Raw genomic sequence first — 21,021 nt, 5'->3', positions numbered from 1 at the left:
CCCTCTACCATCTCGACGGTGATCTGACAAACGCGGCGGCGTAGCGATTGTCGGCGGCCCGTCGATGCGCATCGTCCTACAGCGGTCCCGTTTTCATATGTTCACTGAGCAAGCGTTGCAGCTGCATCCTGGGCTCATTTAGAAAGTCAGTCGGCTCGCCAGCTTGTTCAAAAAATGAGCGGATCGTTTTGATGTGATCAATACCAAGATAGAGGCTATCGTGATCGAGCCACCATTCGCACTGTCTTGGAGAAGAGCCTTGATTAAAGGCGAGGATGAAGTCGCGGCGAAAATCGTCCGCTGAAATTTCGGCTGGATCGAACGTTTCATGAAAGAGGGTCTTGCCGAAGTTCGATGCGGGAGTATTTACGTCTTTTCGGAAGAAGACGAGCTGGTAAAGAGAAGTCTCCAAGCGCGCACAATTTGGCGAAACGAACGGAAGTCCGCGGGATCCGACGAGTAGGCCGATCGTGGCGGTGCTTTGCTCAGGATCGAAGTTGCCGAAATCTATGTTTTTGTAGCCCGATGACTCGTATTTTGCAGCGAAGTCGTGATAGGTGCTTTTCAAGCTGGTAAAGCGGGAACTTGATACGACCGCAAAACGCCCCGGGAACCTCTTGATCGCGTCGGTGAAAGCGACCTTGTCGACGACCCGACCGGTATCATCCAGCCGTTGTAATTTCAGCATATTGGATGTTGGGCTGTCACGGGTCGGATGTATGGAGACGCGGACCTCCAGAATCTTGGGTTTGCCGGTGATATCCATTTCGATATTCTGACCGCCTCTGATCGTTATATAGACATCGCCCTTGGTATTCTCTCGAATGGCGATCATGTGGCGCTTTTTGCCACTGGTCTGGACGAAGATGTTTGCCTTCAGAAGGGCCACGGACGCGCAGTGCTCCAAGGGAAAATGTCCGAAACTCTAAAGAGGGCGGGCTGGCAAGGCAACCGATCGTCGCTTCGCGCTCACTCCCTCAGCGCGTAGCAACCATTAAAGGCTAGGCGGCTTTTTTCGGTCCATGGTGTTCCGCGGTGAACGACGGTGTTGGCGTAGCCCGTAGGGCGGAATAGCGGAGCGTATTCCGCCTCTTTCGTCTCGTACACATGCGGCGCAATACGCTACGCTATTGCGCCCTACGGTCCTGACTTCATGAAGCGGAAGAAGCCATAATGCGGAAATCAAAAGAGCCCGTAGGATGGGTTGAGCCCTTCGCGAAACCCATCATCTTCGCAAACTGAGACTGATGGGTATCGCTTTCGAGGCTGGGCAAGAATGCCCAGCCTCTTTCGCTCCACCCATCCTACATGCTGCAACCTTGACTATTCATTCCTCGATCACCGCCTCCACAAACCCCGCCGGGTCCTCGCAGAACTCCCGCATGACCTTGTAGTGATCCGTCTGTTCGACGGTCACGGGGTCCAGCCCATATTTTGTCAGCCGCAACAGCCGCGCATTGGGATAGGCCATCAGCATCGGGGAATGCGTGGCCATGACGATCTGGCAGATCGTGGACTGCTCCATGCGCCGCATCAGTTTTAAAAATTCCATCTGGCGCGCCGGCGACAGCGCCGATTCCGGTTCGTCGAAGATGAAGATGCCCTGCCGCTGGCAGCGCTCTTCGAAGAAGCGCAGAAAACCTTCGCCATGGGAATGGGAGAGGAAGTCTGGCTCGGGCGCGCCAACATCGCGCGCCGCATCGTCGAGATATCTTGCGATCGAAAAGAAACTCTCTGCCCGGAAGAACCAACCGTTGGTAATCTTCGGCAGCCAGCCCGCACGCAGCGCCTCTGAAAGCTCTCCGCCCATCACCTCGGTCGCATTGGAATGATCGACCGGCATGTACCCCTTACCGCCGCCGGCTTCGTCATATCCGGCGAGCACGGCTATTCCTTCCAGCAGCGTGGACTTGCCGGTGCCGTTTTCGCCGACGATGATGGTGATCGGCCGATCGAAGCTCAGTTCGAAATCATCCTGCAGGAAAGGCAGGCAGAACGGATAGGCCGCGCGGTCGGCGATGCGCGACGGCTCGAGCCAGATGCGCCGAAGATACGGCGCCGGCATATTGATGGTTCGATTTCGTCTTGAGGCCATGCGCTCGGGTCCGACGGAACAAGATTGCGTCAAATGTCTATACTAGGGACGCCTCTGCAATCCCAGATAGCAAGCTAGCAGTCCCTGCCCGCCATGCCCAGCGCCACCTACACCCTCTTCCGCATCGCCATCCTCGCCGAGCAGCAGGTCGTGTGCAGCTACGATGGTCGCGTGCGCGAACTGTGTCCGCACATCATCGGCACCAACAAGAGCGGCGAAGAAGTCGTGCTGGCTTGGCAGTTTGCCGGCCAGAGTTCAGGCAAGCTGCCGCAATGGCGATGCTTGAGGCTAGCCAACGTCAGAGACGCCCGCGCGCGTAACGGCCCTTGGCATGAAGGCGGCTCGCACCGCACCCAGCAAACCTGCGTCAGCGAAATCGATCTCGATATCAATGTCCATGTGCGCAAGCGGCGTTAGCGACGATCGGGAGTCGTTGTTGACGTCATTGCGAGCGAAGCGAAGCAATCCATCTTGCCGCAAGGAAAAAGCTGGATTGCTTCGTCGCTACGCTCCTCGCAATGACGATGAGGGAGGCTCTGAGCTCCCTAGGGCACCTCCAGCACCAACTCCATCGTCATCAGCGCGTAGGGCGGATTAGCCGAAGGCGTAATCCGCCTCCCCAACCAAAGCGATGGCGGATTACGCTCACGCTAATCCGCCCTACGCACCTCGCAATATATAATGGAGGCGAAACGCACCAATCGATAGAGCGTCAACGCGACATTGCATCGTCTGAACGCAGACTGAAACCGGAAATCGGAATTTCGGCGTATCGCTGCTCCGGCGCGCCGTCACCTTTGAACCCGAGTTTCGCCATTCGGAGCTCTTCTTCCGTCGTGATCAAGACGGGCGGATATTCACCAATGATGAACGCCGCCCTTTCAAGGGTCAGGGTTGCCCGCTCATCCAGAAGCATCTGATACATCACGCCCAGCGGGCGTGCATGTTCGAACGTGACGTTCCTTTTCCAGTCCTTGTCGCCCGACTCCCGCACCTGCTTGGCGGCGTCGCTTGCGCGATGGTACGTTTGCCAGTTTTCCTTGGTGAAACTCCCGCATTCCAGGTAAAGCGAGATTCCCCAAAGCATTTTCTTGGTAACGGCGCTCGACTTGACCCCCGCCTTTGCGCAATCGACCAGCGCGTTGATCAATATGCGGGCTTTCTTCGCCGCAAGCGTTTTATCGTGGATCGAATATCGCATTTGCCCAAACGCTGGTCGCCTGACTCCATGAAGCAGGAGAAGCTATAATGCGAAAATCAGAAGAGTTCGAGGTCTGGCGGTCGGCCGGCTCATGCCGCATCTGCCGGCCTGACGCGCCTGGTAATCTCGGCGCCCTTCTCCCGCTCGACCACGCCGATGTCGTATTGACCCTGCAGGTCCAGCCAGAACTGCGCGCTGTTGCCAAAATACCGACCGAGCCGCACCGCGGTATCGGCCGTGATCGCGCGGCGGCCGTTGAGGATGTCGGTAATACGGCCGGAGGGAACGCCGATATCCAGCGACAGGCGGTTGGCGCTGAGCTTTCGCGCGACCAATTCGCGCTTCAACAAACGGCCGGGGTGTACAACAGGAGCCATGGCGTTCAACCTCTGTGGTAGTCAACGATTTCGACCTCGTGCGCATCGCCCTTGCGAAATTCGAAACAAATGCGCCAGCGGTCGTTCACTGTCATCGCCCCATTGTCCCCGTCGATCGCCTTTGAGCTTGTGCAGGCCGACGCTTTTCAAGGGGCTGAGATCGCCGAGCGATTTGGCGACATTCAACGCCAGTAACAGATCGACGGCGGCCTCGAAATCCAGTCCTCGAAACTGGTTCGGCCGCTCGCCATCCCAGACCTTGCGGGCTGCAGAATTCCGCCACGACCTGATCATGGCAATAACATACTACGGGAAACGGTGAATATCAATGCGGATAGTCGCGCCATGAGAGTACCGATTGCCCGACGGGCAAATCAGGCCATCTACCAATGCTAACGTTCTGTCCAGCCCCATTCGCAAAGATATTTCTGTTTTTCCGAAACGCAAATCAAGCTATATGATTTGCCATCCCGTCCCACAGAGGGGCGTTGGCCATCGTCATCGACGCGGGGCGGGATGCGATGGACGCGGCGGCGTCAGGCACGCGATGTGATCGCTTTCAGCGGCACGGAGTGTGCGGACGAATGGCGCTGTTTCCGCTTTCGCTGGAGTTTCGGCGGACGGGTACCAAGCCCGCCGAAGGCTTAGGCGCAGGCGTGTCGCGTACGGCAAAACCGTGTGGTCCTGGCGCCCCGACGCTGGCGTCAAGTTCTTGAGAAGCAGGCTTCTCAGGGATGACGGTGGCAAGAAAGCCCGGTCACCGGGGAGAGCACGATATAAGCCGTAAGACCATTGCGTGCGGGGATGCCGGGTGATTCCGGTGCGACCGTGACTACTCGTGTGCTTTCTACACTCCACCTTTGCACACGAGGCTGCGGGTGCACCGTGCGCCCGGCATTCCCCACGCCCTTCTTTTTGGGGCGGATGATTGACGCACAACTCGGGCGCATTGCGTCGCGGGATTGCGGATTTATGTCCGATGTCATTGCCGGACTGGCTGTTTGAAAAGTGAAACGGAATTTTGCGTAGGATGGGTTGAGCCCTTCGAAACCCATCATCTCGTGCGAAGCATTGATGGGTTTCGCGAAGGGCTCAACCCATCCTACAACTTCATTGCACACGAATTACGGTCCCCTCGATCACCTCCAGCACCAACTCCATCGTCATCAGCACCGGATTGTCGCCGCGGATCAGCCGGCCCTCGGCGAGACCGCCCGTATAGTCAACGAGCGCAACGTCGAGCTTGGCGTCCAACGCGCCGTCCGCGCCCGGAGCAATGACGCCGGACCGGACCGCCATCTCCGTCGCAAACGGTTTTACAATGCGACCATCCACAAAACGCGCGCCGATGATGCTGCCGACGCCGCCATGGAGTTTTGCACGGATAATCCCGCGCCCCCCGCAAAACGCCTCGAGCGCGCCGGCAAAATCCTGGTTCGGCCGCAGCCGCAGCGCGAACGCGCGGTGCGTCGTTTTGGCTCCCGTCGTCGCGCTCTCCACCGGCCCAAACAGTTTGAAATTTGTCTCGGGGTCGGGCGCCGCCGTGAACACTGCGCCATCGAGGCCGAAGGCTTCCACCTCGAAAGGTTCGGCGACAATCGTCTCCTCCGGCAAAATATGGCCGCCGCCGGGGCGCCCGTCGGCCTCCGTCCACAGCGCGTGGCAATGGAAAAAGGCGGCGCCGTCGCGCCGTCCCAGCGTCATCGCTCCCATCCTCAGCCGCGTGACGCCCGTGGGCCGAAACATGTCGCTATAAAACGCCGCGTTCTCGCCGGTCTTTGACAGTGCCGGCATGACATAGGCAAACGGGCCGAGCGCCCCGCCCCTGATGTTCAGTGTGCCGCTCGTGAATCCTTCCGCCGCAAAACCGCGGCGCGCGGCTTCGAGCAATGGCAGGCCGGCTTGCAGCGTGAAGGAGAACGCGCGGCCACGCGCGGCAACCCATTGGATGCGTTCGGGCGCGGGCGGGCCGGGCTGAGCGATGATTCGCATCAACCCGTCTGCTTGGTGGTGAGATCGAGCAGGCCGCGCGCCTCCAGCTCATCGCGCACCAGCCGTTTTGGTATTTTGCCGTAGCCAGACTTTGGCAGTGCCTCCCAGAAGAAAAACCGTTTCGGCATTTTGTAGCGCGGCATTTTGGTCGCGAGGTAGCCTGCCAATTCCAACTCGGTCACGGGGCTCGCGCCCTCGCGCGGCACGCAGACGGCGACGCCGACCTCGCCCCACACCGGATCCGGCACGCCGAGCACGGCGACCTCGCCGATCGCGGGATGGGTGAGGATTTTTTCTTCCACCTCGCGCGGGTAGATGTTGGATCCGCCCGATATGTACATGTCGGAAGCGCGGCCGGTGATATAGACAAAACCCTCTTTGTCCATGTGGCCGAGATCGCCGGTACGGAACCAGCCATCGCGAAACGCTTTTGCATTCGCCTCGGGATTATCAAAATAGCCGGCGAACACGGCAGGGCCGATGACACAGATCTCACCGGTCTCGAACGGCTTTAGTTCGCGCCCCTGATCGTCCTGGATCGAGACCTGCATGCCCGTGCGCTCGAAACCGCAGGTGCCGATCCGCGTCTGTGGCCCGTCCTCGGGATGATGCAGCGCCGGCGGCAGCACGGTGATATTGCCGGTGACTTCGCCGAGGCCAAAATATTGCACCAAGACATGGCCGAGCTTTTTCAGTGCGGCCTTCTGGTCCTCGCGATACATCGGCGCTCCGGCATAGATGACATAGCGCAGCGAGGAATGGTCGTAATGATCGATGGCGGGGTTTTCGACCATCAACTTCAGGATGGTCGGCACGGTGAAGAGGTTGCTGACGCGATGCGTTTCGATCAGTCGGAAGGCTTCGTTGACGTCAAAACGCTCCGACGGCAGCAGGATCGTTTTGGCGCCGCGCGCCGACTGCACCAGCTGATGGATGCCTGCGCCATGCGACAAGGGAGCCACCACCAGCGACGCATCGTGCTCGGTCGTGCCGGGCATCAGGTCGGCAAGATGGTTCGTCACCACAAAAGCCATCTGGCCATGGGTCAATACCGCCGCCTTGGAGCGTCCGGTGGTGCCTGATGTGAAAAAGAACCAGCAGGGATCGTCATACTCGACGCCGGCGTTATCGACGCGAGCGCCGGCATGCGCGGCGATCGCCTCGCTCACGGATTTCTCGCCGAGCGAGCCGTCGGCGATCCGCCAGGTAAAGCCGAGCGCCGGGCTCGCGGCTTTGACGGCGGCGGCATGCTCCGGAAAATCGCTATGACACAAGAACGCCTTGGCGCCGGAGGCGGTGGCGAGATAGGCGACCTCGTCCGGCATCAGCCTGAAATTGGTCGGCACCCAAACCGCGCCCAAACGAAAGGCCGCAAACATCGACCAGAACATCTCGTCGCAATTTTTCGAATGGACCAGGATCCGGTCGCCCTTGACGATGCCGCGCGCGGCCAATGCCGCCGCAAGCTGCGACACGCCGGCGTCGATCTCGCGCCAGGTCCAGGACCGGTCGCCCCAGACGAAGCCGGTGCGCTCGCTGTGCCGGCGCGCATTTTGGGTCAAGAAATGCGCAAGATTCATCACCCGGCGGGACATGCGCATCGCGCCGCCCATGCCGGATGCTGCGCCCTCCTCGCTCACCGTCGTCCCATCCATACGCCCGCGGCCAACAGCACCACACCGACCACGCCTGCGACGATGCCGTGTTTGTAGTGCATCCGTGCAACTCCGGTCTCGTGTCCGGGGAAGAAGCCGGGCAGTTGATCGGCGGGAAGCACGAAATAGACGGCGGCAATGACGAGCAGGACGACGCCGAGCAAGGTCAGGACAAGCTTCATGGAGGTTTCCTCTTGAAATCAAGGGCAATCAAAGGGTTTGCCTTGACCAATGTTTATCGTCTTCGCGCACGCTCCGACAAGGGTAGAGAGCCAAGAAGATTATGAGAATGAAGCCGCTGGAATCAAAAGAACTGCTTGTATGCAATTTAAAATTGCACTCTAATATCTTAGGCTGTGGGAGCAACATATGGGTACCGTTCAGAGAGCCATAAAATTTATCCGTTCTGACGCCAGCAAGCACCTTGCGAAAGTTGGGACATTTACCTTAGCCGTCACTGTCGTGAGCTATTGGGTAAGCTTTCAGGATCGCGCCGCCAGCCGACAGGAAAGCGCCTGGGCAACCCTTCGAGCTGCGATCGTCTGGACTCAACAAGGAGATAAGAAAAATTGGGGAAATGTTGGCCAGCTTGCCGCAATTGAAACACTGACCCGACATTGCAGTGCTTGGTGGCGCGGAACATTCGTTCAATCGACATTCGAAATTATCTTCCCAGACTGTATCGATCTCAACTCGCTATCGCTGGAAAGAATGGAATTGGGTGCCCTAAAGGGATCCGGCGCCAATTTCTCTCACAGCAATTTAGCCTGTACGAATCTCGCCAAGGCCGACCTTCGCAATGCCACGCTTGACGGCTCGAATTTTAGCGGCGCCTACTTGGGAGGTACCGATTTCAGGGGCGCTTCTCTGGAAGACTATCCCGACTTCAATCTCACCAACGTTTCCTGGATACAATTTGATACAGGCACAAAGATTGATCCAGACCGTTTGAAATGTGCCTGCGTTGACCAAAATAAAGGTACCGACGGACGGTTCTACCGACAAATTCAAAACTCACTGCCGACGCGCTTGTCTGACGTGCTCAACCGGGTGAACATTTGCCCGAGTAACACCAATACCTGTGAGCCTCACGTGCAGAAGAATTGGAAATGTGTTGAGTAGGTATTGACTTGAATGAGGGATTCGCCTGACCTGGAAGCGGATGCCATCAACTCACTTCGGCATCCTGAACTCGAACGGCCTCGTCGTGATGCGCTTTTCCTTGAGGCAGGACGGCGTCCCGTGGCCGCCGCAGAAGGCGCCGTGCAGCTCGAAACGAATGGTGCGGGAGCGAACGCTTCCATCGGCCGGATCCGGCCGGATCGCGTAGCCGCGGACGTAATTGTCGAACACCTTGCGCACCCGGCCGTTCGGCAAGGTCACCGAGATGTTCAGGAGGCAGCCACCCGAGCCGCAAAAGGCGGCAAAGGCGCTCTGTCCGGCGCATTTGGTATCGCCGAACGACACGATGTAATCGTCGCGACCGTCGCCGGTGAGATCGAGCTTGCGCACGGTATCGGGCGCGAAAGTGACTTCGCCGCCGCCGTCCCGCTTGCATTCGTCGTCGGCATAGCGAAGCGCCTTTTGCACCTCCGGCGGATAATTGCCGTGATCGAACGGCGGCAATTTTGCGGGCTGCTGCGCCAGGGCGCAGCCGGCTGCGAGCACGGTGATAACCAGCGTGAGCTTCCGGATTGTCATCACCCTTCGTGCGTGCAGCCGGCCTCAGCGTTCAGACCGCATGCGGAAAATCGCGGACGGCTGCCCGACGCCGCTTCCGCCACCCCGTTACTGCCCGTGCTTGAGCATGTCCTGATCGCTCAGGTCCCAGTCCTGCCACAACTGCAGTGCCGCCAGCAGCAGTACGAGTCCGCCAAGAGTCGAGTGGTAGAAACGCAGCAGCCCATCGCCGGAATAGCCGAAGACGTAGGGCGAGAAAATCAGCCACAAAGCGAGCAGGATGGCGGCCACCTCCTCCCAACGCCGCAGTGCGACATATTCGAGCTGGGCAAGGCCAAACACCAGCATGCCGACCGCAAACGTATTCAGGATCACGTAGCTGCGCTCGGCATCGACAACCTCATGGCCTGCCTGCGTGGGAAACCATGGCGACAGGACGATCAGCACGCCAAGCAGCATGCCGGCCCAATCCTCCCATGTCCGATGAGTTTTGAAATAACGAAAGTCCGACATTGTAAACCTCCCTTGAAAAGAGGCATACGTCAGCGGCTGGAGAGCATGACGTTCCGTTAAACGACCTGTCCGGCCGCGTCGGGCGTATGTCTCCTGAAAAAGTGGGGAAGCTATCGGCGCGTGCAAGACCCGTTCGAAGCAATCTTGTAGTCTGAACCGACGGATTGGATGGTATGGAAAACGAAGTTTCCAATAACAGGACCCATCACCGTTACGAACTCACGGTCGACGGCCATCTCGCCGCGGCCCATTACAGAATCGCCGATGGCGTCATCACCTTCATCCACACGGAGGTGCCGCCCGAACTCGGCGGCAAGGGCATCGGTTCTAAACTGATCAAGGGCGCGCTCGACCAGGTGCGGGCCGATGGCCTGAAGGTGATCGCGCAGTGTCCGTTCGTGAAGGCCTTTATCGACAAGAATGCTGCCTATCAGGACTTGCTGAAAAGTTAGGGCGAGGCGCCGAGCTGCGCCAGGCCGTCGCGCGCGTTGCGCAAATCGGAACGAAGCCGCAGGGCCTGCCTGAAATCCGCGATCGCCCCTTTCTTGTCGCCGAGCCGCAGCTTCGCCTGGGCGCGATTATTCCAGGAAACGGCGTCATCCGGATCGTATTGCAGCGCCTTGTCGTAATCGGCGAGACCGCCTTTGTTGTCGCCCTGAAACAGGCGGATCATGCCGCGGTTGCGCCAGCCCCGCGCGTCGGTCGGGGCGAGTTTGATCGCTTCGGCATAATCCGTGGCGGCACGGTCGAGCTGTTCGGAATCGCGGTAGACATTGCCGCGGTTGATATAGGCCAGCACGTCAGGCGAAAGCTTTATCTGCATGCCGTAATCCTGGGTCGCATGCGCAAAGTCACGCCTGAGATAATAGAGATAGCCGCGGTTGCCGTAGGCGATGGCGAGCTTCGGATCGAGTTTGACGGCATTGTTGAAATCGGCCAGCGCGCGATCGGCATCACCCTTGCCGAGCCAGGCGTCGCCGCGGTTGTTGTAGGCGAGCGCGAAGGAGGGATCGACGCGGATGGCCTCATCATAATCGGCTATCGCGCGATCGAGATCGTGCCTGAAGGCATAAACGCGACCGCGGTTGGTATAGGCGCAAGGAAAGGCCGGATCGATCTTGATCGCCTCGTCCAGATCGGCGAGCGCGGCGTCGAGCTCGCGCTTTTCGGTAAGGCCGTGGCCGCGGTTGCAATACGCGGCGGCGAGCTTGCGTCCCGTCGCCGCCTTGGCGTCGATGACCGCCGTGCAGGCCGATACTCTGTCGTCCGCTGAGCTGACGGCGCCGATGCAGGCCTGCCAGCCTTTATCGCTCAGCACCTGATCGCCCTGGGCGGCCACCCGCAGCGGGTGCGCGAGCGCCAACACTGCGCCGAATAGCGAAGCCGCCAACATCGACAAAACACGCATATTGCAATGCCTCCATGCGCCAATGGCCTTTGGTCGCCGGTTTGCATCCGCGGGTTCACGTGGCTAAATGACTGACGGAACTGGTTTTGCGGAAGGTTTTTCGGAAAATGGCGACAGGCAGCGTTCGTGACAACAAGGCCAAGGGCCGCTTCGAACTCGACGTCGGGGACGCGATTGCGTTTGCGAATTATCGCCTGACGCCATCGACCGTCATCATCACCCACACCGAGACGCCGCCAAGCTTGCGCGGCCGCGGCATCGCCTCCGAACTGGTGCAAGGCGCGCTGCAATTGATCCGCACCGACGGACTAAAGGTCGTCGCCGGTTGCGGCTTTGTGGTGGATTATTTGCAGAAGCATCCGGAATTTGCCGATCTGGTGGGGTGAACAGGTTCATCGCCGTTCCCCCGGACCCGGCAAATCTTGTTGCGGCGCGCTGAACCCGTTGGGCGGCGGGCGCTACCAACCGGTTCAGCACAACGGTGTGCCTCCCCCCAAAACATCTATAAGGAAACACGATCATGTTGATCGCTTCAATCGCCCTGATCAGGCGATACGCCCGCTATCGATCCGAACTCAACTGCATCAACCGGCTCGACGAGCGCACGCTGCGCGACATTGGGTTCAGCCGCTGCGAACTCACGACCGCGGCCTGGCGGAACACCGCGCGCCGGCAATGGCCGTAAGCGCTTGCCCCGTTGAACCTTGTACAAACAAAGAGGCCCGCGCGAGCGGGCGTCTTTGATTTTACGCGATGGATGAAGTCAAACGATGCGTCACCATTTGATGTCGGCCGGAAGCTTGCCGCCGTTCGCGGCGAGCTTCGCCATCACCTGCTTGTGCAGCCAGACGTTCATGGTTGCGGAATCACCGGTGTCGCCGGTGTAGCCGAGCTCTTTCGCCAGTTCCTTGCGCGCGCCGAGGCTGGAATCGATATCGAGCGCTTTCATCAGATCGACGATCGACGTGCGCCATTCCAGTTTTTCCTTTTTGGCGGCGACGGCCTTGTCCAGGATCGGCGCGACATCGACCGACTGCGCAGGAGCCGCCGATGAAGACGAAGACGCGGTGGCCGATCCGGGAGCCGACCCCGTGCCTGCGGCTGCACCGGCGCTCGCGGTCGTGGCGTTGGCCGTGGTCCCGAAGATCGCGCTCATGATTTTTCCGAAAATACTCATCGTTCGCTCCCTGTGAATCCAAAGACGGGTGTGAAACCTAAGATGGTGTGAAGGCTTGAACGGCACCCTTGTCAGCCGCCGGCAGCGCCGGACCGGATTGCTCCGAAGCTTAGCCGCCTCGGGTAGGCTTGCCAATGCAGCGCAAAGATGGCGGAATTAGCTTAGCCGGAGCGAAATGACGATGGAATGACGCGTTCGGGTCCGCGCCGCAGCAATAAAATTTTTCACCGAAGCGTGAGCGACAGCGCCGGCGGTTGGGAGTACGCTGCCAATTCAGTTCGCGACAAGGCCAGCTTTCGGTTTCCTGTCTTCGCGTCTGGCCAGATCGTGATCGTTTCGAGAGAAACGGCCCAAGCGTGCCCCTCGGCGCGGAGAGAGGCCGCTCGTCAAGGGAGAACATGACCATGGCCACTCCATACCAAGGCAATGTCACGTCACAGGTTCAGACCGCGCAAGACAGCGCGGCCGGGCCCGTCATCCGAACCATCGGCCTGTCCGACGTGCACGAAGCGCTGCGGCTTGGCTGGGAGGATTTCAAGGCGGTGCCAAGCCACGCCATTATCCTCTGCGTGATCTATCCGGTGCTCGGCCTGGTGCTGGCGCGCACGGTGCTCGGCTATTCGGTGCTGCCGCTGTTGTTTCCGCTTGCTGCCGGATTTGCCCTGCTCGGCCCGTTCGCGGCGCTTGGTCTGTATGAACTCAGCCGCCGCCGCGAGGCCGGCGAACCGGCTTCGGCCTGGGATGCTCTTGAAGTGGTGCGCTCGCCGTCGTTCGGCGCCATGCTCGGCCTCGGCGTGCTGTTGCTGGCGCTGTTCGTGACCTGGGTGGCCACCGCGCAGGAAATTTACGTGATGGCGTTCGGTTACGTCCCCGCGGCCGACATGCCGGATTTCGTTGAGCGGGTGCTGACGACCCCGCAAGGGTGGTGGCTGATCGTGGTCGGATGCGGCGTCGGATTCCTGTTCGCCGTGGTGGCACTGTGTGTCAGCGTAGTCTCGTTCCCGTTGATGCTCGATCGTCACGCCGGCGCGCTCGAAGCCATGGTGACGTCGCTGCGCGCCGTGGCGAAAAACCGGGTGCCGATGGCGGCCTGGGGATTGATCGTCGCGGTGCTGCTGGTTCTGGGATCGCTGCCGGCCTTTTTGGGCCTCGCCATCGTCATCCCGCTGCTCGGCCATGCCACCTGGCATCTCTATCGCAAGGTGATCGCGCCTGATCCCACGCTGCGCCCCTTCCCGCCGCGCCCGCCGCGCGAACGGCGCCCGGCAGCGGATTTCCCGGCCAATTTGTTTCCGTGGCGGCGTAAATCCGACGGATAGGCGGCAAGGAACAGGCAATAAGGATAGGCATGGCCATCAAGCCGCCGGTCACATCATTGACCGGCGGTTTTGCTATAGTGGTTCGTGATCGCCAGAACCGTCCGAGCCATGTTTTGGCCGCGGTTGCCACCGACATATGCAGTGCCGGTCATCACCCTTCGAAAGCGAATCGATCTCTCCTGATGACTCCCATGTTCCCTCGTTTCCCTCTCAAAGCCCTCGCACTGAGCGCGGTGCTGGCGATACCGGGAGCACTGGCGCTCCCGCTGACATCGGGACTGGCGGCATCCTGCGGTACCGGCAACTTCGACGCCTGGCTCAACGATTTCAAAACCGAAGCCGCCGCCAAAGGAATCTCCCAGGCCGCGATCGCGGCCGGCCTGAACGGCGTCACGCTGGATCAGGGGGTGCTGTCGCGGGATCGCTCGCAGAAGGTGTTCAACCAAACTTTTGAGGAGTTTTCCGGCCGCATGGTGCCGCCGCGCCTTACCCGCGGCGCCAACATGATGAAGCAATATGGTTCGGTGCTGAGCCGGATCGAACAAACCTACGGCGTGCCGGGTGAGGTGCTGGTGGCGATTTGGGGGCTGGAGACCGATTTCGGCGTCAACCCCGGAAAGTTTCCGACCATCCGCTCGCTGGCGACGCTGGCCTATGATTGCCGCCGCGCCGACACCTTCCGCAGCGAGTTGATGGATGCGCTGCGCATCATCGAGCGCGGCGACCTCTCGCCCCAGGAGATGCGCGGCGCCTGGGCCGGCGAGCTCGGCCAGACCCAGTTCATGCCGTCGTCCTACATCAAATATGCGGTCGATTTCGACGGTAACGGCCGCCGTGACCTGTTGCGCAGCGCGCCCGATGTGCTGGCCTCGACGGCGAATTACCTTGCGAGCTATGGCTGGCAGCGCGGCAAGGGCTGGGAGGCCGGCAGCGCCAATTTCGCGGTGATCCAGCAATGGAACAAGAGCGAGGTTTACGCGAAGACGATTGCGTATTTTGCGAGCCAGCTCGCGCGCCAGCCTTAAGGAATAGCTCGGATATTGACTCCCCCTCAAGGGGCCGACCACTCGGCGCGACCGGCCCCCGGTGACAGTCTTACTTCATCATGCCGACGTGCATGGCCTTGCTGAGGTGCATCGAACATGCGCCCATCTTGCCATCGAGCATCGCGGTCTGCGCCGCGGCGATCTCTTTCTGCGCCGCCACCTTGCCCTCGCCATCGGCCATGGCTTCGATCGCGGATTCGGTCTTCGACATGTTTTCGCCACTGCAGCCAGCTATCATTCTGGTAGCGGCGGATGCTGGGACGACAGTCATTGCAACGGCAGCGATTGTTGCTGCTCCGAGTAACTTATTGAGCATGTTACTTTCCCCATTTCTTATTTGTTTAGAACAGATCCGGCGTCATTGCCGGAATCTGCGAAACGATTGATCGCCGATCATCGCCAAGTTTCGGAATGAATTTCGCGCGATAAAAATGTGATGCGCGCGCGATGCAGAGGCTCATGCGTTGCAAGGCTTTTGCATTACACGTTGGTAAGAAACCGCAGCGCACACATCGTCGTCGACGAGTCGCACGACCAACGTCCGTTGGAGTTTCGCGCGCGCAAGGTTTGCAGACCGAGTGCGTTGGTTGGTGACGCGTCTCCGCCGCAGCATCCCAATCGACAATGATCCGGATTCATTTCCGGCATGGTCGGCTGGAACCTCGTCGAACGGAGTGACCGATCGCCGGCGGATCGCTGTTGGGCCACGTCGCTGCAAGGATGGCCCGCGCTATGTGTAGCGCCGCCGGCTTAGTCGCCCGCTTTCTACGCCGGGTTACCGCTGCATCGGCCCATGCAGCTGACCTGCCGATGATCGCATTCTTCTGGCTTGTCTTCCTGAAAAACTGATTATAACTTCATTCTATCGATCAGTGCATGCGAATCGCGCATGAAGCTCTCGCCTCGCCGTCCCAAATATCCATCCTGCGAGAGCTCGGTTTCGACCGGATTTTCCCTTGAATTTCCGACGGATGATCCCCATTTCAGTCTCTTTAACGCGCCGTTCGCAGATGCGGCAATGCCGTGATTTTACGGACAATTTTCCCGGACCAGGCAGCGAATTGGGCTGCCGGGTCGCCGTCTTGGGCAACTGCGCCGAAAGGTTAATCGTTCCTTACTTTTGCTATGCGCTCTGCACTTAGCTGCACCGCAGCATTTGAACTTCTGGAACGAGGAATCTTGCTCTATATTCATTCCAACGATGAGGCTTCCTCCAAGGGCTGAATCGTCGATACAAGGAGACTACCATGTTGCTCTCGCTCATCCGCATGATCCAGGCGTTCCGGGACTATCAGCGCAATGTCAGCGAACTGTCCCAGCTTAGCGATCGCGAATTGGCCGATATTGGCCTTGACCGTTCGGACATTCCGCGCGTTGCGGCTGGCACCTATAACGGCTGATCCGTTTTAGCCGACTGACAAACGGATAACGCCCGCCTCACCGCGGGCGTTGTCGTTTCTGCCGTCACCGGACGCCTTAAGGTTTGCGGTTGCGCATTCCACTGCGGGCAGAAACGCGCTACCTCTCCGCCCCATGACAGGCCCCAAACTCCCCTCTGAAGCCGTGCATGTCGTTGGCGCGGGCCTCGCCGGCTCCGAAGCCGCCTGGCAGATCGCCGAATCGGGCATTCCCGTTGTCGTGCACGAGATGCGCCCGGTTCGGATGACCGAAGCCCATCGCACCGATGGGCTTGCCGAACTCGTCTGTTCAAATTCGTTTCGCTCCGATGACGCCGCCAACAACGCGGTCGGGCTGCTGCATGCGGAAATGCGTCGGCTGGGCTCGCTGATCATGCGCGCCGCCGATGCCAATCAGGTGCCGGCCGGCGGGGCGCTGGCCGTCGACCGCGACGGATTTTCGGCTGCCGTGACCAAGGCTTTGCACGACCATCCCTTGATCCAGATCGACCGGGCCGAAGTCACGGGCTTGCCGCCGGCAGACTGGCGCAACGTCATCGTCGCGACCGGACCTCTGACGTCGGCGCCGCTTGCGGACGCCATCCGCGAACGCTCCGGCGAGAATGCGCTCGCCTTCTTCGATGCGATCGCGCCCATCGTGCACCGGGATTCCATCGATATGTCGGCGGCCTGGTTCCAGTCGCGCTACGACAAGGTCGGCCCCGGCGGCACCGGCGCCGACTACATCAATTGCCCGCTGATCAAAGAGCAATACGACGGCTTCGTCGATGCGCTGATCGCGGGTGAGAAGACCGACTTCAAGGAGTGGGAGACCAACACACCCTATTTCGACGGCTGCCTGCCGATCGAGGTGATGGCCGAACGGGGCCGCGAGACGCTGCGGCACGGGCCGATGAAACCGGTCGGGCTCACCAATCCGCACAATCCGACCGTGAAGGCCTATGCCATCGTGCAGCTGCGCCAGGACAACAAGCTCGGCACGCTCTACAACATGGTCGGCTTCCAGACCAAGCTGAAATACGGCGAGCAGCAGCGCGTCTTCCGCACCATTCCCGGGCTCGAAAACGCCGACTTCGCCCGGCTCGGGGGCTTGCATCGCAACACGTTCCTGAATTCGCCAAAACTCTTGGACGGCCAACTCCGCTTGCGCGCGGAGCCACGGCTGCGCTTCGCCGGGCAAATGACCGGCTGCGAAGGCTATGTGGAATCCGCAAGCATCGGGCTGATCGCCGGCCTCTATGCCGCAGCCGACGCGCGCGCGACAGGGCTTCCGCCACCGCCAGCGACATCGGCGCTGGGATCGCTGCTCGGCCACATCACCGGCGGGCATATCGAGACCATCGATGCCGGCCCCCGCTCCTTCCAGCCCATGAACATCAATTTCGGGCTGTTCCCGCCGCTCGCCAGTCCACCGACGCGAAATCCCGATGGCAGCCGCCTGCGCGGCAACGAAAAGAGCGTTGCAAAGAAGCAGGCGATGAGCGCGCGGGCGTTAGCCGATCTCGATCGCTGGATCGCCGACAATCTGCATATCGCAGCGGCGGCGTGAGCATTTTATGAATCTGCCCAGAGACGACGCAGCAGCGCTGTCGGCGCGGTGGACCGAAGGCGTCCTGCTGAAGCGCGACGTGTTTTCGACCGTTGAGCGCGGTCGCTTTCGCGGCGATGGCGGCGAGGTCGATGCGGTATTGCGCCGGCTCGACCAGGTGCCGTGGTGGTCCTATCTCCCGGCGCGCCATCTGTTCGCCCGCGAGCGGCGTGCGCTGGCCAAGGCGAGCGGCCTCCATGTCGGGCCGGAACTTTTGTGGGCCGGGCGCCAGGCGCTGGTACGCGGTTTCATCGACGGGGTGGCGCTGCACCTGGCAAAGCCCTTTGGCGACGTCGCCTATTTCCGTTCCGCCAAGCTTTCGCTGCGCCGGCTGCATCGCGCCGGAATCTGCCACAACGATCTTGCCAAGGAGCAAAACTGGCTGCGCGGCAGCGACGGCCGCGCCTATCTGACCGACTTCCAGCTCGCACACTGCTTTGCCAACCGCAGTCGGCTGTTCCGGATCGCAGCTTATGAGGATCTCCGGCATCTCTTGAAACACAAGCGCAGCTATGCGCCGGAGGCGCTGACGCCGATGGAACGCAAGATTCTGGCGCGCAAATCCTTTGTCGCCAGCCTATGGCTCAAGACCGGCAAGAAAGTCTATCGCGGCATCACTCGTGGGCTGTTCAATTTCACCGATCGCGAAGGCGGCGGGCGGCGGCTTGTCAACGACGCGCCTGTCCTGGTGGATCTGATCCGCAAAAACCCTGCCGTGCGCGATACCGCCATCGTCGCTTTCGCCGACCGCCGCACCGGCGTCGGACTTTATGCCTTCGTCGAGGCCGACCAGAGCGCGCTCGAGGCCCAACTGCGCAGCGAGCTTGCGGCTGCAAAAGGTCCAAAACCGCCGGAGCATATCCAGGTGGTGCAGGCCTTGCCGCGCGACGATGCCGGCAAACCCCGCACCGAGATCCTGCAACTTGTCGCCATGAACCAGCTCGATCTGATCGAGCCGATGATGAAAAGCGACACCGACCGCGCGTTCCTGAAAGCCATTCTGGAGCAGCGCAAGAATTTGCGCGACCGCTTCAATTTCGAAGTGGCCGATTTGGCGTCATCCCCGTCCACCGACGTCATCACCCGCGAAGGCGGGTGATCCAGTACTCCGTGACGTCAGCGATAGAATCGAGAGGGCTCGGCGTACTGGATACCCGCTTTCGCGGGTATGACGACCTGTTGTGAACCGGCCACTGTGCTACGAAAAAACATATGACCGTGACGCCCGCCACAGCGTCCACAGCGTTCGAAACCGCGAGGTGACACGTGGCACAAAGGGATCATTGTCCGCGCGCGACATGTGCTCGAGATCGCGGGCGGTCAGCGCCAACGGCAAGAATACCGACCGCACCTGCGGCGGCACCTCCGCAAGCAGCACGAGCGCCGTCTTCAGATGCTCCCGCGCTTCGCCGAGCAGCTGATCCAGCGCCGCGCGCAGCTTTGGGGTTTCCTTGCCCGCAAAAACCTCTTCCATGCCGCTGCCGTGTTGCTCCAGCAGCTGCAGCGGTACGAACAGGTGACGTCGCGACGCATCCAGCGGCAATGCCGCCATCACCTGCGCGATGCCCTGGGCGAGGCCCGCATGGCGCGCGAGGTGCTCGATCTCAGGGGATTGCTGCCCGGCGATGGCTGCAGCCAGAGAAAACAGCGCCGACGACGTCTCGTCGATATAGCCTTCCAGCGCAGCCTTAGTGGGCATCGGATCGTTGTAGAGATCGAACAGGTGCTCGTCGATCAGCCGCGACAGCCGCTCGACCGGCAAACGGAAGGTCCTGATCGCGAGCAGCAATTCGGCCGCGACCGGGTTGCCCTCGATCCCGCCATGGCCTGCTCCCGCCAGCATGTCGGTCCACCATTGCAGGCGGATTTCGCCGGGCAGCGGCTGGCTCACCTGCTCGCGCACCCGCGAAATCTCGACGTTGAAAGCATAGAGCGCGATCAGCGTCCGTCGCTGCTCGGCCGGCACGAACAATGTGGCGGCGTAGCGGGCAAAATCGTGGGTCCGCAACAGTTGAGTGCAGAAATCGGCGGAACCTTTAAGTCCCTCGGCGCTGCTCATGGCACCGCGATCAGCGCGGCCGCGACGCGCCGTCGCTCACCGATCATGATGTTGTAGGTGCGGGTCGCCGGACCCGTCTGCATGACGTCCAGCACCACGCCGACCGCCCGCAAGGCCTCGCGAAGCTCTGGCGGCGGCAGCCAGACGCCGGTGCCGGTACCGATGATCAGCGTATCGATGCCGTTGGCCGAGGCGAATACGCGGTCGAGCGAGGCTCGGTCGATCTCCTCCGGCCTCGTCACCGGCCAGGCCCAAATCGCATCCGGCAGGCACAACAGCGAGCCGCGATGCGACATCTCGGCAAACGCAAAACCGCCCTTGCCGTAGGCCTCGATCGGCGCCGACCTCGGAAGATGGGGAGCGTCCGAGTGGCTCGGCATGTTATTTTTTCGCTGGCTTGTCCGGCGCGTCGAGCCGCTCGGTGCCGACGCCGAGATAGATCAGGATCGGCGCTGCGATGAAGATCGAGGTGTAGGTGCCGACCAGCACCACACCGAACATCATCACCGCGGTGAAGCTGTGGATGGCGTTGCCGCCGAACAACAACAGCGCGAACAGCGCCAGCGTCACGGTGACGTGGGTGATGATCGACCGCGACAGCGTCGAATTGATGGATTCGTTGAGCAATTGCGGCATCGGCATTTTCTTGTAACGCCGCAACATTTCCCTGATGCGGTCATAGATCACGACCGTGTCGTTGAGCGAATAGCCGAGGATCGTCAGCAAGGCCGCGATGCTGGTGAGGTCGAAATCGACCTGCGAGATCGACATGAAGCCGATAGTCAGCACGATATCGTGGACGTTGGCGATCATGGCGCCGAGCGCGAACTGCCATTCGAACCGGAACCAGAGATAGATCAGGATGGCGACGATCGCGAGCATCAAGCCGAGCATGCCGTAGGCCAGCAATTCACCTGATACCCGGGGGCCTACGACCTCGACGCGGCGGTACTCGACGCTATCGCCCAGCGCGCCGCGCACCTTCTGAACCGCCTCCTGCTGCGCCGCATCACCGCCGGGCTGTTCGGCGACCCTGATCAGCACTTCGTCCGGCCCGCCGAACTGCTGCAACTGCACGTCGCCGAGCCCGAGGCGGCCGAGGGTGGCGCGCATCGAGGCGATGTCGGCGGTGCCGGATTTGGCACGGACTTCCATCAGCGTGCCGCCCTTGAAATCGATGCCGAAATTCAGCCCATGGGTGAAGAACAGCGTGATCGCAAGGATCGAGAGCAGCGCCGAAATCGGAAAACTGATGCGGCGGAAGCGGGTGAAATCGAAATGCGTGTCGTCGGGCACGATGCGCAGCGACGGCAGCCAGCCGAAGCAGCTGACGACCGTCAGCACGGCAATCAGAACGCCCAGCGAGATGAGAACCAAATGTGTCACTACAGACTCCGGATTCCCTACAACCTGATCCAGCAGGGCTGGATCAGGTTCGTCGCTTTATTGTGTGAAGGCATGATCTCCTCCGAAAACCGGTGGCCACTTTTCGG

At 60.6% G+C, this 21,021-nt stretch carries 26 protein-coding genes; 10 read left to right on the top strand and 16 right to left on the bottom strand.

Annotated features, from left to right (window positions below; all coding sequences use genetic code 11):
- Positions 1-76: 76 nt before the first annotated feature.
- Both B5526_RS36390 and B5526_RS36385 read right to left on the bottom strand, forming a co-directional pair.
- Positions 77-889, bottom strand: a complete 813-nt coding sequence (locus B5526_RS36390; protein ID WP_079544434.1) for a hypothetical protein — start codon at positions 887-889, stop codon at positions 77-79.
- Between the two features lie 438 nt (positions 890-1,327).
- Positions 1,328-2,095, bottom strand: coding sequence for an AAA family ATPase (locus B5526_RS36385; protein WP_079544433.1), 768 nt, complete (start codon positions 2,093-2,095; stop codon positions 1,328-1,330).
- Between the two features lie 93 nt (positions 2,096-2,188).
- On the opposite strand from B5526_RS36385, the gene B5526_RS36380 reads away from it, so the two are divergent.
- On the top strand, positions 2,189-2,512 hold the full coding sequence (locus B5526_RS36380) for a hypothetical protein (protein ID WP_079544432.1): 324 nt from the start codon (positions 2,189-2,191) through the stop codon (positions 2,510-2,512).
- Between the two features lie 295 nt (positions 2,513-2,807).
- On the opposite strand, the gene B5526_RS36375 is transcribed toward B5526_RS36380, so the two are convergent.
- The 6 genes from B5526_RS36375 to B5526_RS36350 form a co-directional block, all read right to left on the bottom strand.
- On the bottom strand, positions 2,808-3,296 hold the full coding sequence (locus tag B5526_RS36375; RefSeq protein WP_079544431.1) for a hypothetical protein: 489 nt from the start codon (positions 3,294-3,296) through the stop codon (positions 2,808-2,810).
- Between the two features lie 89 nt (positions 3,297-3,385).
- Complete coding sequence (locus tag B5526_RS36370) at positions 3,386-3,673, bottom strand: HigA family addiction module antitoxin (RefSeq protein WP_079544430.1); 288 nt, start codon at positions 3,671-3,673, stop codon at positions 3,386-3,388.
- A gap of 21 nt (positions 3,674-3,694) precedes the next feature.
- Positions 3,695-3,967 (bottom strand): plasmid maintenance system killer protein, encoded by a 273-nt coding sequence (locus B5526_RS36365; RefSeq protein WP_244562153.1) that lies wholly within the window; start codon positions 3,965-3,967, stop codon positions 3,695-3,697.
- A gap of 816 nt (positions 3,968-4,783) precedes the next feature.
- Positions 4,784-5,665 (bottom strand): PCC domain-containing protein, encoded by an 882-nt coding sequence (locus tag B5526_RS36360; RefSeq protein ID WP_079544429.1) that lies wholly within the window; start codon positions 5,663-5,665, stop codon positions 4,784-4,786.
- Complete coding sequence (locus B5526_RS36355) at positions 5,665-7,278, bottom strand: acyl-CoA synthetase (protein ID WP_079544428.1); 1,614 nt, start codon at positions 7,276-7,278, stop codon at positions 5,665-5,667. The genes B5526_RS36360 and B5526_RS36355 overlap by 1 nt, the downstream gene beginning before the upstream one ends.
- Before the next feature lie 23 nt (positions 7,279-7,301).
- On the bottom strand, positions 7,302-7,502 hold the full coding sequence (locus tag B5526_RS36350) for a hypothetical protein (protein WP_079544427.1): 201 nt from the start codon (positions 7,500-7,502) through the stop codon (positions 7,302-7,304).
- Between the two features lie 187 nt (positions 7,503-7,689).
- On the opposite strand from B5526_RS36350, the gene B5526_RS36345 reads away from it, so the two are divergent.
- On the top strand, positions 7,690-8,442 hold the full coding sequence (locus tag B5526_RS36345; RefSeq protein WP_079544426.1) for a pentapeptide repeat-containing protein: 753 nt from the start codon (positions 7,690-7,692) through the stop codon (positions 8,440-8,442).
- Positions 8,443-8,493: 51 nt separating this feature from the next.
- Here B5526_RS36345 and B5526_RS36340 read toward each other — a convergent pair whose 3' ends face one another.
- Complete coding sequence (locus B5526_RS36340) at positions 8,494-9,021, bottom strand: hypothetical protein (protein WP_244562152.1); 528 nt, start codon at positions 9,019-9,021, stop codon at positions 8,494-8,496.
- 87 nt (positions 9,022-9,108) lie between these two features.
- The gene (locus tag B5526_RS36335) at positions 9,109-9,513 is read right to left on the bottom strand and encodes an SPW repeat domain-containing protein (RefSeq protein WP_079544425.1); all 405 of its coding nucleotides are present in this window, start codon (positions 9,511-9,513) and stop codon (positions 9,109-9,111) included.
- Positions 9,514-9,686: 173 nt separating this feature from the next.
- Between B5526_RS36335 and B5526_RS36330 the strand changes: the two genes are divergently transcribed.
- Positions 9,687-9,965, top strand: coding sequence for a GNAT family N-acetyltransferase (locus tag B5526_RS36330; RefSeq protein ID WP_079544424.1), 279 nt, complete (start codon positions 9,687-9,689; stop codon positions 9,963-9,965).
- Here the strand turns inward: B5526_RS36330 and B5526_RS36325 are convergent.
- The gene (locus B5526_RS36325; RefSeq protein WP_079544423.1) at positions 9,962-10,921 is read right to left on the bottom strand and encodes a tetratricopeptide repeat protein; all 960 of its coding nucleotides are present in this window, start codon (positions 10,919-10,921) and stop codon (positions 9,962-9,964) included. The two genes, B5526_RS36330 and B5526_RS36325, sit on opposite strands and share 4 nt — an antisense overlap.
- A 107-nt stretch (positions 10,922-11,028) precedes the next feature.
- On the opposite strand from B5526_RS36325, the gene B5526_RS36320 reads away from it, so the two are divergent.
- The gene (locus B5526_RS36320; RefSeq protein WP_079544422.1) at positions 11,029-11,307 is read left to right on the top strand and encodes a GNAT family N-acetyltransferase; all 279 of its coding nucleotides are present in this window, start codon (positions 11,029-11,031) and stop codon (positions 11,305-11,307) included.
- A 134-nt stretch (positions 11,308-11,441) separates the two neighbouring features.
- Entirely contained in the window at positions 11,442-11,606 is a 165-nt protein-coding gene (locus tag B5526_RS36315; RefSeq protein ID WP_079544421.1) for a DUF1127 domain-containing protein, read from the top strand.
- Between the two features lie 90 nt (positions 11,607-11,696).
- Here the strand turns inward: B5526_RS36315 and B5526_RS36310 are convergent, their stop codons facing one another.
- Positions 11,697-12,098, bottom strand: coding sequence for a DUF3597 domain-containing protein (locus tag B5526_RS36310; RefSeq protein ID WP_079544420.1), 402 nt, complete (start codon positions 12,096-12,098; stop codon positions 11,697-11,699).
- 404 nt (positions 12,099-12,502) lie between these two features.
- Between B5526_RS36310 and B5526_RS36305 the strand changes: the two genes are divergently transcribed.
- Positions 12,503-13,417 (top strand): DUF2189 domain-containing protein, encoded by a 915-nt coding sequence (locus B5526_RS36305; protein WP_079545959.1) that lies wholly within the window; start codon positions 12,503-12,505, stop codon positions 13,415-13,417.
- Between the two features lie 182 nt (positions 13,418-13,599).
- Positions 13,600-14,442, top strand: coding sequence for a lytic murein transglycosylase (locus B5526_RS36300; RefSeq protein ID WP_079544419.1), 843 nt, complete (start codon positions 13,600-13,602; stop codon positions 14,440-14,442).
- Positions 14,443-14,512: 70 nt separating this feature from the next.
- On the opposite strand, the gene B5526_RS39325 is transcribed toward B5526_RS36300, so the two are convergent.
- Positions 14,513-14,674, bottom strand: a complete 162-nt coding sequence (locus tag B5526_RS39325; protein ID WP_244562151.1) for a hypothetical protein — start codon at positions 14,672-14,674, stop codon at positions 14,513-14,515.
- A gap of 1,036 nt (positions 14,675-15,710) precedes the next feature.
- Between B5526_RS39325 and B5526_RS36290 the strand changes: the two genes are divergently transcribed.
- The 3 genes from B5526_RS36290 to B5526_RS36280 all read left to right on the top strand — a co-directional run bounded on the left by B5526_RS36290 (position 15,711) and on the right by B5526_RS36280 (position 18,568).
- The gene (locus B5526_RS36290; protein ID WP_016846063.1) at positions 15,711-15,863 is read left to right on the top strand and encodes a DUF1127 domain-containing protein; all 153 of its coding nucleotides are present in this window, start codon (positions 15,711-15,713) and stop codon (positions 15,861-15,863) included.
- 133 nt (positions 15,864-15,996) lie between these two features.
- On the top strand, positions 15,997-17,430 hold the full coding sequence (trmFO, locus tag B5526_RS36285; protein ID WP_079544417.1) for a methylenetetrahydrofolate--tRNA-(uracil(54)-C(5))-methyltransferase (FADH(2)-oxidizing) TrmFO: 1,434 nt from the start codon (positions 15,997-15,999) through the stop codon (positions 17,428-17,430).
- 7 nt (positions 17,431-17,437) lie between these two features.
- Positions 17,438-18,568 carry a serine/threonine protein kinase gene (locus tag B5526_RS36280; RefSeq protein WP_079544416.1) on the top strand — a complete coding sequence of 377 codons (1,131 nt, stop codon included), beginning with the start codon at positions 17,438-17,440 and terminating at the stop codon, positions 18,566-18,568.
- 99 nt (positions 18,569-18,667) lie between these two features.
- Here the strand turns inward: B5526_RS36280 and B5526_RS36275 are convergent, their stop codons facing one another.
- From B5526_RS36275 to secF, 3 genes are read right to left on the bottom strand one after another with little or no spacing between them, the layout of a single operon-like run.
- A complete protein-coding gene (locus B5526_RS36275; protein WP_079544415.1) occupies positions 18,668-19,528 on the bottom strand; it encodes a phytoene/squalene synthase family protein in 861 nt (286 codons plus the stop codon).
- The gene (locus B5526_RS36270; protein ID WP_079544414.1) at positions 19,525-19,908 is read right to left on the bottom strand and encodes an Mth938-like domain-containing protein; all 384 of its coding nucleotides are present in this window, start codon (positions 19,906-19,908) and stop codon (positions 19,525-19,527) included. The genes B5526_RS36275 and B5526_RS36270 overlap by 4 nt, the downstream gene beginning before the upstream one ends.
- A 1-nt stretch (position 19,909) precedes the next feature.
- A complete protein-coding gene (gene secF / locus B5526_RS36265) occupies positions 19,910-20,914 on the bottom strand; it encodes a protein translocase subunit SecF (protein WP_079544413.1) in 1,005 nt (334 codons plus the stop codon).
- Positions 20,915-21,021: the final 107 nt, after the last annotated feature.

Origin of the sequence: Bradyrhizobium lablabi (assembly GCF_900141755.1) — a bacterium.
In the GTDB taxonomy this organism is placed as follows: domain Bacteria; phylum Pseudomonadota; class Alphaproteobacteria; order Rhizobiales; family Xanthobacteraceae; genus Bradyrhizobium; species Bradyrhizobium lablabi_A.
The sequence above is the reverse complement of the archived record's forward strand: the minus strand, read 5'-3'. Positions and strand labels throughout refer to the sequence as shown.

Excerpts from the sequence above, each read along its gene's own strand:
- B5526_RS36385 (WP_079544433.1), bottom strand. The coding sequence starts at position 2,095 with ATGGCCTCAAGACGAAATCGAACCATCAATATGCCGGCGCCGTATCTT.
- B5526_RS36380 (WP_079544432.1), top strand. The coding sequence starts at position 2,189 with ATGCCCAGCGCCACCTACACCCTCTTCCGCATCGCCATCCTCGCCGAG.
- B5526_RS36375 (WP_079544431.1), bottom strand. The coding sequence starts at position 3,296 with ATGCGATATTCGATCCACGATAAAACGCTTGCGGCGAAGAAAGCCCGC.
- B5526_RS36370 (WP_079544430.1), bottom strand. The coding sequence starts at position 3,673 with ATGGCTCCTGTTGTACACCCCGGCCGTTTGTTGAAGCGCGAATTGGTC.
- B5526_RS36365 (WP_244562153.1), bottom strand. The coding sequence starts at position 3,967 with ATGATCAGGTCGTGGCGGAATTCTGCAGCCCGCAAGGTCTGGGATGGC.
- B5526_RS36360 (WP_079544429.1), bottom strand. The coding sequence starts at position 5,665 with ATGCGAATCATCGCTCAGCCCGGCCCGCCCGCGCCCGAACGCATCCAA.
- B5526_RS36355 (WP_079544428.1), bottom strand. The coding sequence starts at position 7,278 with ATGGGCGGCGCGATGCGCATGTCCCGCCGGGTGATGAATCTTGCGCAT.
- B5526_RS36350 (WP_079544427.1), bottom strand. The coding sequence starts at position 7,502 with ATGAAGCTTGTCCTGACCTTGCTCGGCGTCGTCCTGCTCGTCATTGCC.
- B5526_RS36345 (WP_079544426.1), top strand. The coding sequence starts at position 7,690 with ATGGGTACCGTTCAGAGAGCCATAAAATTTATCCGTTCTGACGCCAGC.
- B5526_RS36340 (WP_244562152.1), bottom strand. The coding sequence starts at position 9,021 with ATGACAATCCGGAAGCTCACGCTGGTTATCACCGTGCTCGCAGCCGGC.
- B5526_RS36335 (WP_079544425.1), bottom strand. The coding sequence starts at position 9,513 with ATGTCGGACTTTCGTTATTTCAAAACTCATCGGACATGGGAGGATTGG.
- B5526_RS36330 (WP_079544424.1), top strand. The coding sequence starts at position 9,687 with ATGGAAAACGAAGTTTCCAATAACAGGACCCATCACCGTTACGAACTC.
- B5526_RS36325 (WP_079544423.1), bottom strand. The coding sequence starts at position 10,921 with ATGCGTGTTTTGTCGATGTTGGCGGCTTCGCTATTCGGCGCAGTGTTG.
- B5526_RS36320 (WP_079544422.1), top strand. The coding sequence starts at position 11,029 with ATGGCGACAGGCAGCGTTCGTGACAACAAGGCCAAGGGCCGCTTCGAA.
- B5526_RS36315 (WP_079544421.1), top strand. The coding sequence starts at position 11,442 with ATGTTGATCGCTTCAATCGCCCTGATCAGGCGATACGCCCGCTATCGA.
- B5526_RS36310 (WP_079544420.1), bottom strand. The coding sequence starts at position 12,098 with ATGAGTATTTTCGGAAAAATCATGAGCGCGATCTTCGGGACCACGGCC.
- B5526_RS36305 (WP_079545959.1), top strand. The coding sequence starts at position 12,503 with ATGGCCACTCCATACCAAGGCAATGTCACGTCACAGGTTCAGACCGCG.
- B5526_RS36300 (WP_079544419.1), top strand. The coding sequence starts at position 13,600 with ATGACTCCCATGTTCCCTCGTTTCCCTCTCAAAGCCCTCGCACTGAGC.
- B5526_RS39325 (WP_244562151.1), bottom strand. The coding sequence starts at position 14,674 with ATGTCGAAGACCGAATCCGCGATCGAAGCCATGGCCGATGGCGAGGGC.
- B5526_RS36290 (WP_016846063.1), top strand. The coding sequence starts at position 15,711 with ATGTTGCTCTCGCTCATCCGCATGATCCAGGCGTTCCGGGACTATCAG.
- trmFO (WP_079544417.1), top strand. The coding sequence starts at position 15,997 with ATGACAGGCCCCAAACTCCCCTCTGAAGCCGTGCATGTCGTTGGCGCG.
- B5526_RS36280 (WP_079544416.1), top strand. The coding sequence starts at position 17,438 with ATGAATCTGCCCAGAGACGACGCAGCAGCGCTGTCGGCGCGGTGGACC.
- B5526_RS36275 (WP_079544415.1), bottom strand. The coding sequence starts at position 19,528 with ATGAGCAGCGCCGAGGGACTTAAAGGTTCCGCCGATTTCTGCACTCAA.
- B5526_RS36270 (WP_079544414.1), bottom strand. The coding sequence starts at position 19,908 with ATGCCGAGCCACTCGGACGCTCCCCATCTTCCGAGGTCGGCGCCGATC.